Source organism: Pseudomonas sp. HB05, assembly GCF_016756915.1.
GTDB classification, from domain to species: Bacteria; Pseudomonadota; Gammaproteobacteria; order Pseudomonadales; family Pseudomonadaceae; genus Aquipseudomonas; species Aquipseudomonas alvandae.
In genome coordinates this window covers 25,336-40,963 of record NZ_JAESPG010000017.1, presented here as the reverse complement: position 1 = coordinate 40,963, position 15,628 = coordinate 25,336, and the positions used below count along the sequence as shown (strand labels likewise).

Sequence of the window (15,628 nt, the reverse complement as noted above, 5' to 3'; positions counted from 1 at the left end):
GTGGGAGCGAGCTTGCTCGCGATAGCGGTGTATCAGTCAACATCAATGCAGGCTGAACCACCGCTATCGTCGGAACGCCGCCCGGAGCAAGCTCGCTCCCACAGGGTAGGGTGTTGTAGTGAATGGAACATGGGCCAAACGCCAGCGTTTATGGCAAACTTCGCGGCTATAAATGCCGGTCCCGTGGTTTTGCGCTTCAATCTCACGGGCGGATCGGAATAAAGCGATGCCTGGGCTGCTTCCCCGGATGGGAAAAGTCCCTTTGTGTGTTGGTACGTCGGTGCCAATATTTTCTGCCTGAACAGATCAGAGACACGACCATGCATAACGTCGTCATCAGCGGCACCGGCCTGTACACCCCGGCCAACAGCATCTCCAACGAAGAGCTGGTGCAATCTTTCAATACCTATGTCGCGCAGTTCAACGCCGATAACGCCGAGGCCATCGAGCGCGGCGAAGTGGAAGCATTGACCGAATCCAATGCGGCGTTCATCGAAAAGGCGTCGGGCATCAAGAGCCGCTTTGTCATGGACAAGGACGGTATCCTCGATCCTCAACGCATGACCCCACGCCTGCCCGAGCGCTCCAACGACGAGTGGTCGGTGCTTTGCGAAATGGCCGTCGGCGCCGCGAAACAAGCCCTTGAGCGCGCCGGCCGTACCGCCGCCGACATCGACGGCGTGATCGTTGCCTGCTCCAACCTGCAGCGTCCATACCCGGCCATCGCCATCGAAGTCCAGGAAGCCCTGGGCATCGAAGGTTTTGGTTTCGACATGAACGTGGCCTGTTCCTCGGCGACGTTCGGCATCCAGGCCGCCGCCAACAGCGTGCAGCTGGGCCAGGCCCGGGCGATCCTGATGGTCAACCCGGAAGTGTGCACCGGCCACCTGAATTTTCGTGACCGCGACAGCCATTTCATCTTCGGTGACGCGGCCACGGCCGTGATCATCGAGCGCGCGGACCGGGCGACCTCGCCGTACCAGTTCGACGTGGTCAGCACCAAGCTGCTCACCAAGTTCTCCAACAACATCCGCAACAACTTCGGCTTCCTCAACCGCGCGGCGGAAGAGGGCATCGGCACGCGGGACAAACTGTTCGTCCAGGAAGGCCGCAAGGTGTTCCGTGATGTCTGCCCAATGGTGGCGGAGCTGATCGGCGCTCATTTGGCAGAAAACCAGCTGAACGTCGGCGAAGTGAAGCGATTCTGGCTGCATCAGGCCAACCTGAGCATGAACCAGCTGATCGTGCGCAAGCTGCTGGGACGCGAAGCCACCGAAGAGGAAGCCCCGGTGATCCTCGACCGCTACGCCAACACCAGCTCGGCCGGTTCGGTGATTTCATTCCACATGTATCAGGACGACTTGCCCAGCGGTTCGGTCGCGGTGCTCAGTTCGTTTGGCGCCGGCTATTCGATCGGCAGCGTGATCCTGCGCAAGCGTTGATCTGCCCCTGCTCGATTTCCTGTGGCGATGGAGCAAGCTCCCTCGCCACAAAAAGCAGCCTGATCAGCTCTTCACCGCTCTAGCTTGCCGCTCGCAGCTCACCTCTCGAAGCTGCTCTTTTTTTTATTCCCTTTCGAAGTAAAAAGTTCCGCTGTCATAAAATCTTTATGTGATAGCAACTCGCCTGACATAACCCATCGCCAAGATCCCCTCCCAACACCAGCGGGCCCAGTTCCGCGTGTTTTCTAACGCATAGACTACCAACTAGGGGAATTCTTCGATGATCCGTAAGCACTTCGCAGGTGTTGCCGCCAGCGCACTGGCAATGGCAGTAACCGCCCAGGCTTTCGCCGGCACCGTGACCACTGACGGCGCCGATATCGTGGTCAAGACCAAGGGCGGCCTGGAGGTCGCTACCACTGACAAAGAGTTCAGCTTCAAGCTCGGCGGTCGTTTGCAGGCTGACTACAGCCAGTTTGATGGTATCTACACTGACAACGGCAACTCGGCAGACGCCGCTTACATCCGCCGTGCCTTTCTGGAACTTTCCGGCGTGCTGTACACGGACTGGGCCTATACCATCAACTACGACATGTCCCACAACAGTGGTGACTCCGACAACGGTTACTTCGACGAAGCGTCCTTGGCCTACAACGGCTTCAAGCCTGTTTCGATCAAGGTTGGCCGTTTCGACCCCGACTTCGGCCTGGAAAAAGCCACCAGCTCCAAGTGGGTGACCGCGCCAGAGCGTAACGCCGCCTACGACCTGATCGACTGGGCCAACAGCCACCAGAACGGCCTGGGCATCCAGGCGTCGAGCACTTTCGCCGATTCGTTCTACGCCTCGGCTGGCGTGTTCAGCAAAGACACCGACGACACCGACGGCGACAGCGTCAAGCAGGTCAACGGTCGCTTCGTGTTCGCACCGATGCACGACGCCGGCAACGTGCTGCACTTCGGCCTGAACGTGGCTTCCCGTGACGTGTCCGACACCGTGTTCGATGCACGCTACCGTTCTCGACTGGGCATGCGTGGTGTTGAAACCCTGGGCGGCAATGACGCCGGTCCAAACGGCAACCGTCCGGTATTGGGCGGCGCCAACAACTCCCCGGCCGGCTCGTACGACCGCGACACTGCTTTCGGCCTGGAAGCCGCTTTCGCCATGGGCCCAGCGTCGATCCAAGGTGAGTACATCACCCGCAAGACCAAGGCTGACGCGGACGGTTTCGAAGACATCAAGGGCCACGGCTTCTACGTCCAGGGTGCCTACACCCTCACGGGCGAATCTCGCGGCTATAAAGTCGGCAAGTTCGACGCGATCAAACCGCAGAACAAGTCCATCGGCGCCTGGGAAGTGTTCTATCGCTACGACAGCATGACCGTCGAAGACGACAACATCACCACCGCTACCGCGACCCGTGACGTGGGCGACGCCGAAGCCAAGGTGCACAACCTGGGCGTGAACTGGTACGCCAACGAAGCGGTGAAAATCTCGGCCGCCTACGTCAAGGCCAAGACCGACAAGGTCACCAACGTCAACGGTGATGACGATGGCGACGGCTTTGTCATGCGCGCCCAGTACGTGTTCTAAATCGCTTTGACCTGATACACCGCTGCACTTTCATCCGTTACAGCTCCTTTGAACCCCGCCTCTGGCGGGGTTTTTTTATCCCCGTCCGCTCAGGATCGGCGATACTCGCCTGATCCGTCGTCTGGATCTCGGGGAACCGCATGCCGCTTCACGTCTTGGACAGCCTGTCCGCCATCGCGCCACACGAGTGGGACGCGCTGGTGCCCGTCAACCAACCCTTCCTGCGCCACGCTTTTCTCACCGCCCTGGAAGACAGCGCCAGCCTGGGTTCGCATACCGGGTGGCAGCCCGAGCATCTGCTGCACCTCGAGGAGGGGCGGTTGCTGGCGGCGTTGCCCAGTTATCGCAAATGGCATTCCTATGGCGAGTATGTGTTCGATCACGGTTGGGCCGACGCTTGCGCCCGGGCCGGCATCGACTATTACCCCAAGCTGCTCACGGCGGTGCCGTTCAGTCCGGTCAGCGGCCCGCGACTGTTGGCGGCGCGTGCGGAGGACGGCTTGGAGTTGCTCGGCAGCCTGCCGGGCTATCTGGAAATCGAGGGGCTTTCCAGCGCTCACATCAACTTCACCGATGCCTCCACCGACGCCGCGCTGGCTGGGCAAGAGGGCTGGTTGCAGCGGATCGGCTGCCAATACCACTGGCAGAATCGCGGCTATCGGGACTTCCAGGATTTCCTCGATGCGCTCAGTTCCCGCAAGCGCAAGCAGATGCGCAAGGAACGCGAGCAGGTGGCGGGGCAGGGCATTGACTTCGAATGGCTGGAAGGCCATCAACTGGACGAGGCGCAGTGGGACTTTGTCTACGCCTGTTACGCCAATACCTACGCGGTGCGTCGGCAGGCGCCTTATCTGACCCGTGCGTTCTTCAGCCTGCTGGCGGAGCGCATGCCCGAGGCCATTCGCGTGGTGCTGGCCAAGCAAGGTTCACGGCCAGTGGCGATGGCGTTCAGCCTGGTGGGCGGCGACAGTTTTTATGGGCGTTATTGGGGTTGCCTGGCGGAATTCGATCGCCTGCATTTCGAGACATGTTTCTACCAGGGCATGGACTACGCGATTGCCAACGGCCTGCAGCGTTTTGATGCCGGAGCACAGGGCGAGCACAAATTGATTCGCGGGTTCGAACCGGTGATCACGCGCTCGTGGCACTACCTGCGTCATCCAGGCCTGAAAGCGGCGGTGGCGGATTTTCTCGCACGCGAGCATGAGGGCGTGATGGCGTATGCCGAAGAGGCCAGGACGGCACTGCCTTATCGGCAGTGCTGAGGATGTTATGAAATCCCGTGGCGAGGGAGATTGCTCCCGCTGGACTGCGCAGCAGGCCCCTGCGGTGTATCTGACACATCGCAGTGCCAGATACAGTTTGGGGCTGCTACGCAACCCAGCGGGAGCAAGCTCCCTCGCCACGGGGTTTTGTGCTTAACCAGGGTTCAATCGATCCCGACAAATCCACCCGTCTGATGCTGCCACAGCCGCGCATACAACCCACCCTGGGCCAACAGCTCGGCATGGCTGCCGGTCTCGGCGATCCGACCTTTCTCCAGCACCACCAGCCGATCCATCCGGGCGATGGTGGAGAGGCGGTGGGCGATGGCGATCACGGTCTTGCCTTGCATCAGCGTCTCGAGGCTTTCCTGGATGGCTGCCTCGACTTCCGAGTCCAGCGCTGAGGTCGCTTCGTCCATGATCAGGATCGGCGCGTCCTTGAGCAGCACCCGGGCAATAGCGATGCGCTGGCGCTGGCCGCCGGAGAGCTTCACGCCGCGCTCGCCGACGTGGGCATCGAAACCGGTGCGGCCTTCGGCGTCCGAGAGCAATGGGATGAACTCATCCGCCCGGGCCTTGTGAACCGCTTCCCAGAGTTGCGCGTCGGTGGCGTCAGGCTTGCCATAAAGCAGGTTGTCGCGGATCGAACGGTGCAGCAGCGACGTGTCCTGGGTGATCATGCCGATGCGCGCGCGCAGGCTTTCCTGGCCGACGTGAGCAATGTCCTGGCCATCGATGAGGATGCGCCCGCCCTGGACGTCATAAAGACGCAACAGCAGGTTCACCAGCGTCGATTTACCTGCGCCGGATGGCCCGATCAGGCCGATCTTCTCGCCTGGCTTGATCACCAGGTTCAGGTCGCCGATCACACCGCTTTTCTTGCCGTAGTGGAAATCCACATGCTCGAAACGCACTTCGCCCTGGGCCACAGCCAGCGGCTTGGCTTGCTCGCGGTCGGTGACGCTGACGGGTTGGGAGATCGTCTGCAGGCCGTCCTGGACCATGCCGATGTTTTCGAAGATGCCGGTGACCACCCACATGATCCAGCCGGACATGTTGACGATGCGGATCACCAGGCCGGTGGCCAGCGCAATCGCACCGACGCTGATCAGCGATTGGGTCCACAACCACAGCGCCAGGGCCGTGGTGCCGGCGATCAGCAGGCCGTTCATGCTGGTGATGACCACGTCCATGCTCGTTACCACGCGGCCGGCCAGCTGGGCTTTTTCGGTCTGCTCTTCGATGGCTTCGCGGGCGTATTGCTGTTCGAAGTTGGTGTGGGCGAACAGCTTCAGGGTGGTGATGTTGGTGTAGCCATCGACGATCCGCCCCATGAGTTTGGAGCGGGCATCGGACGACACCACCGAGCGTTCCTTGACCCGCGGTACGAAGTAATACAGCGCGCCGATGTAGGCGGCGATCCACATCAACAGCGGGATCATCAGGCGCCAATCGGCTTCGGCGAACAGCACCAGGGAACTGATGGCATAGATCAGCACGTGCCACAACGCATCCACGGCCTGCACCGCCGAGTCCCGCAAGGAGTTGCCGGTCTGCATGATGCGCTGGGCGATGCGTCCGGCGAAATCGTTCTGGAAGAAGTTGAGGCTCTGCTTGAGCACGTAGCTGTGGTTCTGCCAGCGGATCAGGCTGGTCATGCTCGGGCTTAGGGTCTGGTGGACCAGCAGGTCATGCAGGGCCACGAAGATCGGCCTGAACACCAGCGCAACCACGGCCATCCACGCCAGTTCAAGGCCGTGGACCTTGAAGAAGTCGGCGCTGGGCGTCGCCTGGGTCAGGTCGATGATACGGCTCAGGTAGCTGAACAGCGCCACTTCGATCAGCGCGCCGATCAGGCCGACCACCAGCAGCGCGGCGAAGCTGGGCCAGACTTGTTTCAGGTAATAGGTGTAGAAGGGCAGGACGCGGTTCGGCGGGGCCGAGGTCGGCGCGTCGCGAAAGATGTCGATCAGTTTTTCGAAACGGCGATAAACCATGGGTTACATAGCCCGGGCAGGGCTCTCCTTATTTGCTGTGGGCGGCGCGGGATCGCCGACGCCGCCCAGGCTTGCCCTGCGGGTTTAGTCGATGCGCTTGGCCGACTTGATGATCACAGGGTCGATCGGCACGTTTTGCATGCCTTGTTTGGTGGTGGTCTGGGAGTTGACGATGATGTCCACCACGTCCATGCCCTTGACCACCTTGGCGAACACTGCGTAGCCGGCGTCGCGGCCTGGGTCGAGGAAGGCGTTGTCGGCCACGTTGATGAAGAACTGGCTGGTGGCCGAATCCGGGTTGGAGGTGCGGGCCATCGACAAGGTGCCGCGCACGTTATGCAGCCCGTTGCTGGCTTCGTTCTTGATCGGCGCCTTGGTGTCTTTCTGTTGCATCTGCTGGGTAAAACCGCCGCCCTGGGCCATGAAGCCCGGAATCACACGGTGGAAAATCGTGTTGTTGTAGAAGCCGCTGTCGACGTACTCAAGGAAGTTCTTGGTACTGATAGGGGCCTTCACCGGGTCCAGTTCGATTTCGATCTGGCCGTTGGTGGTGTCCAGCAAGACGTGTGGCGCCTTGGCCGGTTGCGCGGCCATCAGGTTGGCAGCAAAAAGGATGGTGCCGGCGGCGAGGGCGAGTTTTTTCAGCATGGGTTCAATGATCCTGGGTAGTGGAATCGATAGCGGTCAAGAATTCGAGCAGGGTCTGGTTGAAGCGTTCAGGTTGATCCAGCGGCGTAGCGTGCCGTGAATCGGTGATGACTGCCAGTCGTGCGTCAGGCAATAGCTTTACATAAGCCTCTTTCAGCGCCACCGGGGTGTAGTCGTGATCGGCGCAAATAATGAGGGTTGGACAGGCAACTTGCGCCAGGCGTTCCTGTACGCCCCAGCCGACAATGGCGTCGAAGCTGGCGAGATAAGCACGTTTGTCGTTCGTTGCCCAGCGCCGGGCCATTTCCAGGCGCAGCTCGGTCTGTTCGGGCTTGGGAAACAGCTTGGCGCCGAGGGCCTTGCCGATGGTTTCCAGGCTGAGCAGGCGCATCAGGCTCCAGCGCTTGAACCATTGCCAGCAATCATCGGGCGTGCGGACCTTGACCTCGGGGGCACTGTTGACGATGCACAGGCTCTTGACCCGCGCGGGTTCGTCCACGGCCAGTTGGAAACAGATCATGCCGCCCATGGACCAGCCCACCAAGTGCACGGCGCCCAGGTCGAGGTGATCGATCAGCGCGCCCAGGTCTGCGCTGAAACCGCCGATGCTGTAGCGCTCGCGTGGCTTGTCGGAGCGACCGTGGCCGCGCACATCCAGCACGATCAGGCGATAACGGGCGGACAGCACCGGGATCTGCTTTTCCCAGTCCCGAGTGCTGGAACCCAGCCCATGGACCAGCACCAAGGGCGCGCCGTGACCATATTCCTCGTAGTGCAGGTTGCAACCTTCGTGCGCAAAGTAGGCCATCGGCGAAGTCCTTGTCAGGCTTGTTCAGGGGCGGCGAACGGTGCATCCAGCGGCGCCGTGTCAAAGGTGCGCAGCAGTTCGATGAGGATTTGCGTGGCCGGGCCCAGGGGTTTTTCCTTGTTGGAGAACAGATAGAAGGTCGAATTGCGGCTGCCTCCCTGTTCCAAGGGTAGACGCTTGAGCAAGCCTTCCTTGAGTTCTCGTTCGATCATGTGCCGGGGCAACCAGGCGAATCCCAGGCCGCTGCCGACAAACGTCGCGGCAGTGGCGAGGCTGCCGACGGTCCAGCGTTGCTCGGCACCGAGCCAGCCGACGTCCCTGGGCTGTTGGCGGCCGGAGTCGCGGATGACCACTTGCAGATGGCTTTCCAGGTCCTGGAAGTTCAGCTCGCGGTTGAGGCGGTGCAGGGGGTGCTCGGGATGGGCCACTGCGATGAATTCGACGTCGCTCAATTCCGCGCCCAGGTAACCGGGAATGCTGAAGCCACTGATGGCCAGGTCGGCCACGCCTTCGAGCAGCACTTCTTCGACGCCGGACAACACTTCCTCACGCAGCCGCACCCGGCAGCCTCGGCTCTGCGGCATAAATGCCGTCAGCGCCCGGACGAGGCGGGCGCTGGGGTAGGCTGCGTCGACCACCAGGCGCACCTCCGCTTCCCAACCTTGCTCCATGTGGTGGGCCAGGTCTTCCAGTTGGCTCGCCTGCTTCACCAGTTGCCGCGAGCGGCGCAACAATACGCCGCCGGCCTCGGTCAGCACGGCCTTGCGTCCATCGATGCGCAGCAGCGGCACGCCGAGCTGGTCCTGCATGCGGGCCACGGTGTAGCTCACCGAGGATTGGGAGCGGTGCAGCACTTCGGCGGCCTGGGCGAAACCACCGTGGTCCACCACCGCCTGCAACGTTCGCCATTGATCAAGGGTCACGCGGGGCGCTTTCATATTGAGCTCCTCTTGTCCTAAGCTGGCGGTCCCTTGGTGGAGACTGCCGAATGAAAAAAATCTGTTGTGCGCTGTTGGCCCTGTTGCCGCTGACCGCCTTTGCCTACCCGATCGACGTGGAAAAACACCTCAACGGCCTGAGCATCGACTACAACGCCTACGACACCGATGCCGACATCGGCTCGATCCAGGTCAACAACTACGGCAGCACCGATGCGGCCTGCAAGGTGGTGTTTCGCAACGGCCCGGAAGCGCCGCGCACCCGCAACATCGAAGTCGCCGCCGGCAAGTTCAAGAACGCCACCGCCAAGTTCAACCGCAACATCATCAAGCTGCGCATCGAGCTGACCTGCAAGCCGAAATAGCCGGCGGCGGGGCAGCGCCATAAAGCTTGCTCCGCTTATAAACGAAAATATCGATGTGTTGCAGCAATTATTTGCGCTTTTTCATCGATATGATCGCGCTTAACCTTCACTCCATCGACTGACAACATTTTCAGATGGAGCCTACAAGCCATGTCCCGCGTCCTGATCATCGAAAGCAGTGCCCGCCAGCAAGATTCTGTTTCCCGTCAACTGACCCAGACCTTCATCAGCCAATGGAAAGCTGCGCATCCGTCCGATGAAATCACCGTTCGCGACCTGGCCGTCAATCCGGTACCGCACCTGGATGCCAACCTCCTGGGCGGCTGGATGAAGCCGGCCGAGCAGCGCAACGATATAGAAAATGCGTCGCTGGAGCGCTCCAACCAACTGACCGACGAACTGCTGGCCGCCGACTTACTGGTGATGGCGGCGCCGATGTACAACTTCGCGATCCCCAGCACCTTGAAAGCCTGGCTCGACCACGTGCTGCGTGCCGGTGTGACCTTCAAGTACACCCCCACCGGCCCTCAGGGACTGCTGACCGGTAAACGCGCCTTTGTGCTCACCGCACGCGGCGGCATTCACGCCGGCGGCGCCTCCGATCATCAGGAACCGTACCTGCGCCAGGTCATGGGTTTCATCGGTATCCATGACGTGACCTTCATCCATGCCGAGGGCATGAACCTGGGCGGCGACTTCCAGGAGAAGGGTTTGAACCAGGCCAACGCCAAGCTTTCCCAGGTCGCCTGAGCCGTTAATCCTCGGGTAATCGCCGAGTGGTCTAGTGACTCGGCGCTTCCCTTCAAACCGTTTTGCGCATCGAACCTCCCTTTGCACTTATTGCTCCTGAGTGCATCAGCCCGATTGAACGCTTAAGCGAGATCGGGCTTTTTTTTGCCTGCAATTTTCCATTCGCTGAATGCCCATGTGGGAGCGAGCTTGCTCGCGAAGGCGTCGTGTCAGTCGATGCATTAGCTGCCTGATACTCCGCTTTCGCGAGCAAGCTCGCTCCCACAGGGTCCTGCGTGTCGAGATAGTCGCGACAACCACCAAAACCCGCTATCTTCGCCGCCATTCAAAACGAGGAGCGGTATGGGCTATCTACTTTTTGTGACCTTGATCCAGGCATTTTCCTTCAGCCTGATCGGCGAATACCTGGCGGGGCATGTCGACAGTTATTTCGCGGTGCTGGTGCGCGTCGTGCTGGCGGGACTGGTGTTCATTCCCCTGACGCGCTGGCGTCAGGTCGAGCCATCGTTCATGCGCGGGATGCTGTTGATTGGCGCTCTGCAGTTTGGCGTGACCTACGTCTGCCTCTATCTGAGTTTCCGAGTGCTGACCGTGCCGGAAGTGCTGCTGTTTACCATCCTTACTCCGCTGCACGTGACCTTGATCGAAGACGCCCTCAATCGTCGCTTCAATCCCTGGGCACTGATCGCGGCACTGGTGGCTGTGGCCGGTGCGGCGGTGATTCGCTACGACCGGATCAACCCGGATTTCTTCATGGGCTTCTTGCTGTTGCAACTCGCCAACTTCACCTACGCGGCCGGGCAGGTGTTGTACAAGCACTTGGTGGCGCGTCACCCAAGCGACCTGCCGCATTATCGGCGTTTCGGTTATTTCTACCTCGGCGCGCTGATGGTGGCGTTGCCGGCGTTCCTGCTGTTCGGCAAGGCTGATTTCTGGCCGGAAGCACCGTTGCAATGGGGCGTGCTGGTCTTCCTCGGGCTGGTCTCCACCGCGTTGGGGCTGTACTGGTGGAACAAAGGTGCCTGCCTGGTCAACGGCGGCACGCTGGCAGTGATGAACAACCTGCACGTGCCGGTGGGGCTGCTGGTGAACCTGTTGATCTGGAACCAGCACGAGGCGCTGGGGCGGTTGCTGCTGGGTGGGTCGGTGATACTGGCGGCGGTGTGGATCAGTCGGTTGGGGGTACGACAACCTCAGCCTTCACCCTAACCCCTGTGGGAGCGAGCTTGCTCGCGATGGCGCACTATCAGTCAGCATCTATGTTTCTGACACACCGCTATCGCGAGCAAGCTCCCACACAGGGGGAATCGGGTTGGCTTCAGACCACCTGCTTCTGCGCCTCCGGCAGGTGACTCGCCCCCAGCACCGCCGGCAGCAACCCCGCCCGCAGATCCGTGCCGCTCGGCTGCTGGTACAGGCCCAGCCCGAACTCCGGCATCACCGCCAGCAGGTAATCGAAGATATCCCCCTGGATGCGCTCGTAGTCGGCCCACACGGTGGTGCCGGTGAAGCAGTAGATTTCCAGCGGGATGCCCTGGGCGGTGGTCTGTAGCTGGCGCACCATGCACGTCATGTTCGGCTGGATCTCCGGGTGGCTTTTCAAATAGGCCAGGGCATAGGCGCGAAAGGTGCCCAGGTTGGTCATCCGCCGGCGGTTGGCCGCCATCGCCGCGACGTTGCCCTGGGCTTCGTTCCAGGCCTTGAGTTCGGCCTGTTTGCGGCCCATGTAGTCGGTCAGCAGGCGAACCTGGGACAGGCGCTGCTCTTCGTCATCATGCAGGAAGCGCACGCCGCTGGCATCGATGAACAGGCTGCGCTTGATCCGTCGTCCGCCGGATTGCTGCATGCCGCGCCAGTTCTTGAACGACTCGGACATCAACCGCCAGGTCGGGATCGAGACGATGGTCTTGTCGAAGTTCTGCACCTTGACCGTGTGCAGCGTGATGTCCACCACATCGCCGTCGGCGCCCACCTGCGGCATCTCGATCCAGTCGCCGACCCGCAGCATGTCGTTGCTGGTCAACTGCACGCTGGCGACGAACGACAGCAGCGTGTCCTTGTAGACCAACAGGATCACCGCCGACATCGCACCCAGGCCCGACAGCAGCAACAGCGGCGAACGATCGATCAGCGTGGCGACGATGATGATCGCGCCGAACACATACAGCACCATTTTCGTCAGCTGCACATAGCCCTTGATCGAGCGGGTGCGTGCGTGTTCGGTGCGGGCGTAGACGTCCAGCAGGGCGCTGAGCAGGGCGCTGATGGCGAGCAACATGAACAGGATGGTGAAGGACAGCGCGACATTACCGAGGAAAACCGTGCTGGTCTTGCTCAAGCCAGGCACCAGATGCAGGCCGGACTGAATGATCAGCGACGGCGTCGTCTGCGCCAGGCGATGAAAGACTTTGTTCTGGCGCAGGTCGTTGACCCAGTGCAGGGCCGGTTGCCGGCCGATCAGCTTGGCGCCGTGCAGGATCAGGTAGCGCGCCACGCGCCCGAGCACCAATGCGATCGTCACCAGCAGCGCCAGCGCAAGGCCGGAATGCAGCAGCGGATGTTGATCCAGGGCGCCCCAGAAATCCTGGAGGTTGAGCCAGAGTTGTTTGATATCCATGGGTGAGACGGTCTTCTGTGAGCGCGATGGGGCGAATTAGAGCATTTAAGCGCCGTGAAGTGACCGTTGATCGTGAATCCAGTCATCAAAACACGTCGATTTGCTGCCGTTTGCACAAAGAAACTCGGCCTTCGCGCTCGAAACCGTTACCCTATGCAGCTGTTTTTTTGCATTTCTTCGAGGTAGCACCCGTGTTTTCCCAATTCGCCCTGCACGAACGCCTGCTCAAAGCCGTGGCCGAGCTTAAATTTGTCGAGCCAACGCCGGTGCAGGCAGCGGCTATTCCGCTCGCGCTCCAAGGGCGTGACCTGCGGGTGACGGCGCAAACCGGCAGCGGCAAGACCGCCGCGTTCGTGTTGCCGATCCTCAACCGCCTGATCGGCCCGGCCAAGATCCGCGTCAGCATCAAGACCCTGATCCTGCTGCCGACCCGTGAACTGGCCCAGCAGACCTTGAAGGAAGTGGAGCGCTTCTCGCAGTTCACCTTCATCAAGTCCGGCCTGATCACTGGCGGCGAAGACTTCAAGGTCCAGGCCGCCATGCTGCGCAAGGTGCCGGACATCCTGATCGGCACGCCGGGGCGGATGATCGAGCAATTGAACGCCGGCAACCTCGACCTCAAGGAAGTCGAAGTGCTGGTGCTGGACGAAGCCGACCGCATGCTGGACATGGGCTTTGCCGAAGACGTGCAGCGCCTGGTGGACGAATGCGTCAATCGCCAGCAGACCATGCTGTTCTCTGCCACCACCGGCGGTTCGGGCTTGCGCGAGATGATCGCCAAGGTGCTGAATAACCCTGAGCATTTGCAGCTCAACGCGGTCAGCCAACTGAACTCCACCACCCGCCAGCAGATCATCACCGCTGACCACAACCAGCACAAAGAGCAAATCGTGAACTGGTTGCTGGCCAACGAGACCTACGAAAAAGCCATCGTCTTCACCAACACCCGGGCCATGGCCGACCGCATCTACGGTCGCCTCGTTGCCCAGGAATACAAGGCGTTCGTGCTGCACGGCGAGAAAGACCAGAAGGACCGCAAGCTGGCCATCGACCGCCTCAAGCAGGGCGGCGTGAAAATTCTCGTCGCCACCGATGTTGCTGCCCGTGGCCTGGACGTGGATGGCCTGGACATGGTCATCAACTTCGACATGCCCCGCAGCGGCGATGAATACGTGCACCGCATCGGTCGTACCGGTCGTGCCGGCAACGACGGTCTGGCGATCTCGCTGATCTGCCACGGCGACTGGAACCTGATGTCGAGCATCGAGCGCTATCTCAAGCAGAGCTTCGAGCGCCGCACCATCAAGGAAGTCAAAGGCACGTACGGCGGACCGAAAAAGGTCAAGGCGTCGGGCAAGGCCGTTGGCGTGAAGAAGAAAAAGGTCGACGGCAAGGGCGACAAGAAAAAAACCGGCGCCAAGGCCCCGACCAAACGCAAGACCGCCAACCGCCCGAAGACCGACGCCCCGTCGCTGGTCAGCAAGGACGGCATGGCCCCGCTCAAGCGCCGCAAGCCAGAGGCGCCGGCGGCTGAGTGAGTTGGCGTTAGCGCTTCATGAAAAAACCGGACCTTGGGTCCGGTTTTTTTATGCACAGATGAATCTGACACGACGCCCGTGGCGAGGGGATTTATCCCCGCTGGGGCGCGAAGCGGCCCTAAATCTGGCAACCCGGTATGTCAGATTAATCGGGAGGGCCGCTTCAGCCCAGCGGGGATAAATCCCCTCGCCACAAAAGCTGGTCATGCCTGACTCAGCGATCACTCCGCCTTCTTCTGCGCCTCTTCCAACTCCTGCAGACGCTTGTCGATCAACTGGCACTTGTCCGGCAGATCCTTGCTGGAAGTCCCCAGATCCATGGCTTGCAGTTCGTCATTCATTTCCTTGGCCTTGGACGGGTCCTGCTCGGTGAGCTTGGCAACCTTATCCGCCAGTTGCTCGCGCTTGAGGGTGGCTTCTTCAGGCGTGCAGGTGGCCCAGGCGGGCAGGGCGCAGGCGAGGGTGGCGGCGAGGGTGAGTTTGATGAGGGTTTTCATGGCTCGGGCCTCGTATTCCTTTGTTGGGCGGATATCCGGTTGAGGCTGGGGGCGGGTGGAAAGTTCATTGATTTACCATTTAGAAAATCCCGCTTTTGGCTTGTTGCGCCAGCAGTTTCTTTGCCTGTCCGCCGGCAGCAGGCGAGTCGAGAAGCGCATCCCTTCGATAAACCTATCAGTAGAAGCCTCGCACCAGCAGCATAACCGCACCGATGAAAACCACGCCCTCCATTAAAAGTGAATGCCCGCCCGGTGTCACATTGCGTAATAAACGGCGGGCGACAAACGCCCCGGGTACGGTTGCCAATCCGATCAAAAGCCCGCCCAGCACCAGTTTGGCGTCGAGCTGCTGGAACCCTCCGAATACGGCTACCTTGACCAGTCCCATCGTCAAAGAGATGACCGCATCGGTTGCAATGAGAGGAGCGCCGTATAGCCCCGACGACAAGAGGATGGTGCTGAGTACTGGACCAGTTCCAGTCATTGCCCCATTGACGAGGCCAAACCCCGCGCCGCAAACGCCTTCTCCCAGGCTTCCAAGAGCGTGGTTGGATGACGAACGCAACCGTCGGAACAAGATGCTGCAAAACATGACCCCGCTGAGCAGGACGCAAATCCATCGTGAGGACAGCAGGGTGTAGCTGTAAGCACCCAAGGCGCAACAAGGCAAGCCCGCGCACAGCAGTCTTTTGACGTGTACCCACTCGATAGCCCGCCAAAACGCCCAGGCTCGGCTACCGTTAGTCAGGACCATGCCGACCGCCATTAGGGGGATCACGTTCTCAACGCCAACAATAGGCACCAGTGCGATGGGCAGGATCAATCCCGTCCCGAAGCCTGAAACGCCTCCGATCAGGGATGCAAAGAATGCAACGGCGGCGATCACTACTGCCTCGTACAGGCCAACGTTTCCCAACTGCAACCCCCTCTATTCTCCCGACCGTGTCTGGCATGATCAAGCAAAGTCCGGCTGCTGCTACAACGTTCAAGCAAAAAGGAAACAGATTTGAATGGCAACTACTTATCCTTCTTCGGGTATCCATTCTTCCTGACTTCGGTCCTGGTGATCGACGTCTTTTCATCAGTATGGGGTAAGGCTTGGGTCTTCGTTTTATAGCGCACGGCTCAACTGTTGATGCTGTGCTTGTAGAACCTGGTCTGTACCCAGAGTC

The 15,628-nt window shown here is 60.6% G+C and carries 14 protein-coding genes; 7 read left to right on the top strand and 7 right to left on the bottom strand.

Going from position 1 to position 15,628, the window contains the following annotated elements; translation table 11 throughout:
* Nucleotides 1-320: 320 nt before the first annotated feature.
* The 3 genes from JMN22_RS15905 (at nt 321) to JMN22_RS15895 (ending at nt 4,298) form a co-directional block, all read left to right on the top strand.
* Entirely contained in the window at nt 321-1,442 is a 1,122-nt protein-coding gene (locus JMN22_RS15905) for a beta-ketoacyl-ACP synthase III (protein WP_198797169.1), read from the top strand.
* A gap of 280 nt (nt 1,443-1,722) precedes the next feature.
* A complete protein-coding gene (locus JMN22_RS15900; protein ID WP_198797170.1) occupies nt 1,723-3,033 on the top strand; it encodes an OprO/OprP family phosphate-selective porin in 1,311 nt (436 codons plus the stop codon).
* A 140-nt stretch (nt 3,034-3,173) separates the two neighbouring features.
* Nucleotides 3,174-4,298, top strand: coding sequence for a GNAT family N-acetyltransferase (locus tag JMN22_RS15895; protein WP_198797171.1), 1,125 nt, complete (start codon nt 3,174-3,176; stop codon nt 4,296-4,298).
* A 164-nt stretch (nt 4,299-4,462) separates the two neighbouring features.
* On the opposite strand, the gene JMN22_RS15890 is transcribed toward JMN22_RS15895, so the two are convergent.
* From JMN22_RS15890 to JMN22_RS15875, 4 genes are all read right to left on the bottom strand, one after another.
* Nucleotides 4,463-6,295 carry an ABC transporter ATP-binding protein gene (locus JMN22_RS15890; protein ID WP_198797172.1) on the bottom strand — a complete coding sequence of 611 codons (1,833 nt, stop codon included), beginning with the start codon at nt 6,293-6,295 and terminating at the stop codon, nt 4,463-4,465.
* An 84-nt stretch (nt 6,296-6,379) separates the two neighbouring features.
* Nucleotides 6,380-6,943: a peptidylprolyl isomerase gene (locus tag JMN22_RS15885; RefSeq protein WP_198797173.1), complete on the bottom strand. Its 564-nt coding sequence runs from the start codon at nt 6,941-6,943 to the stop codon at nt 6,380-6,382.
* Between the two features lie 4 nt (nt 6,944-6,947).
* Nucleotides 6,948-7,751, bottom strand: a complete 804-nt coding sequence (locus JMN22_RS15880; RefSeq protein ID WP_198797174.1) for an alpha/beta fold hydrolase — start codon at nt 7,749-7,751, stop codon at nt 6,948-6,950.
* Nucleotides 7,752-7,765: 14 nt separating this feature from the next.
* Entirely contained in the window at nt 7,766-8,689 is a 924-nt protein-coding gene (locus JMN22_RS15875) for a LysR family transcriptional regulator (protein ID WP_030141161.1), read from the bottom strand.
* A gap of 50 nt (nt 8,690-8,739) precedes the next feature.
* Between JMN22_RS15875 and JMN22_RS15870 the strand changes: the two genes are divergently transcribed.
* The 3 genes from JMN22_RS15870 to JMN22_RS15860 all read left to right on the top strand — a co-directional run bounded on the left by JMN22_RS15870 (nt 8,740) and on the right by JMN22_RS15860 (nt 11,013).
* Nucleotides 8,740-9,054 (top strand): hypothetical protein, encoded by a 315-nt coding sequence (locus JMN22_RS15870; RefSeq protein WP_030141160.1) that lies wholly within the window; start codon nt 8,740-8,742, stop codon nt 9,052-9,054.
* Nucleotides 9,055-9,204: 150 nt separating this feature from the next.
* Nucleotides 9,205-9,804: an FMN-dependent NADH-azoreductase gene (locus JMN22_RS15865; protein WP_198797175.1), complete on the top strand. Its 600-nt coding sequence runs from the start codon at nt 9,205-9,207 to the stop codon at nt 9,802-9,804.
* Nucleotides 9,805-10,146: 342 nt separating this feature from the next.
* Complete coding sequence (locus JMN22_RS15860; RefSeq protein WP_030141158.1) at nt 10,147-11,013, top strand: carboxylate/amino acid/amine transporter; 867 nt, start codon at nt 10,147-10,149, stop codon at nt 11,011-11,013.
* A gap of 109 nt (nt 11,014-11,122) precedes the next feature.
* On the opposite strand, the gene JMN22_RS15855 is transcribed toward JMN22_RS15860, so the two are convergent.
* Nucleotides 11,123-12,421, bottom strand: a complete 1,299-nt coding sequence (locus JMN22_RS15855; protein WP_030141157.1) for a mechanosensitive ion channel family protein — start codon at nt 12,419-12,421, stop codon at nt 11,123-11,125.
* A gap of 191 nt (nt 12,422-12,612) precedes the next feature.
* Between JMN22_RS15855 and JMN22_RS15850 the strand changes: the two genes are divergently transcribed.
* A complete protein-coding gene (locus JMN22_RS15850; protein ID WP_198797176.1) occupies nt 12,613-13,959 on the top strand; it encodes a DEAD/DEAH box helicase in 1,347 nt (448 codons plus the stop codon).
* Between the two features lie 221 nt (nt 13,960-14,180).
* Here the strand turns inward: JMN22_RS15850 and JMN22_RS15845 are convergent, their stop codons facing one another.
* Both JMN22_RS15845 and JMN22_RS15840 read right to left on the bottom strand, forming a co-directional pair.
* Entirely contained in the window at nt 14,181-14,456 is a 276-nt protein-coding gene (locus JMN22_RS15845; protein ID WP_030141155.1) for a hypothetical protein, read from the bottom strand.
* A gap of 175 nt (nt 14,457-14,631) precedes the next feature.
* Entirely contained in the window at nt 14,632-15,342 is a 711-nt protein-coding gene (locus tag JMN22_RS15840; RefSeq protein ID WP_187293337.1) for a sulfite exporter TauE/SafE family protein, read from the bottom strand.
* Nucleotides 15,343-15,628 lie beyond the last annotated feature (286 nt).

Bases quoted from the DNA above. Each gene is read 5' to 3' on its own strand.
- JMN22_RS15905 (WP_198797169.1), top strand. From the start codon at position 321: ATGCATAACGTCGTCATCAGCGGCACCGGCCTGTACACCCCGGCCAAC.
- JMN22_RS15900 (WP_198797170.1), top strand. From the start codon at position 1,723: ATGATCCGTAAGCACTTCGCAGGTGTTGCCGCCAGCGCACTGGCAATG.
- JMN22_RS15895 (WP_198797171.1), top strand. From the start codon at position 3,174: ATGCCGCTTCACGTCTTGGACAGCCTGTCCGCCATCGCGCCACACGAG.
- JMN22_RS15890 (WP_198797172.1), bottom strand. From the start codon at position 6,295: ATGGTTTATCGCCGTTTCGAAAAACTGATCGACATCTTTCGCGACGCG.
- JMN22_RS15885 (WP_198797173.1), bottom strand. From the start codon at position 6,943: ATGCTGAAAAAACTCGCCCTCGCCGCCGGCACCATCCTTTTTGCTGCC.
- JMN22_RS15880 (WP_198797174.1), bottom strand. From the start codon at position 7,751: ATGGCCTACTTTGCGCACGAAGGTTGCAACCTGCACTACGAGGAATAT.
- JMN22_RS15875 (WP_030141161.1), bottom strand. From the start codon at position 8,689: ATGAAAGCGCCCCGCGTGACCCTTGATCAATGGCGAACGTTGCAGGCG.
- JMN22_RS15870 (WP_030141160.1), top strand. From the start codon at position 8,740: ATGAAAAAAATCTGTTGTGCGCTGTTGGCCCTGTTGCCGCTGACCGCC.
- JMN22_RS15865 (WP_198797175.1), top strand. From the start codon at position 9,205: ATGTCCCGCGTCCTGATCATCGAAAGCAGTGCCCGCCAGCAAGATTCT.
- JMN22_RS15860 (WP_030141158.1), top strand. From the start codon at position 10,147: ATGGGCTATCTACTTTTTGTGACCTTGATCCAGGCATTTTCCTTCAGC.
- JMN22_RS15855 (WP_030141157.1), bottom strand. From the start codon at position 12,421: ATGGATATCAAACAACTCTGGCTCAACCTCCAGGATTTCTGGGGCGCC.
- JMN22_RS15845 (WP_030141155.1), bottom strand. From the start codon at position 14,456: ATGAAAACCCTCATCAAACTCACCCTCGCCGCCACCCTCGCCTGCGCC.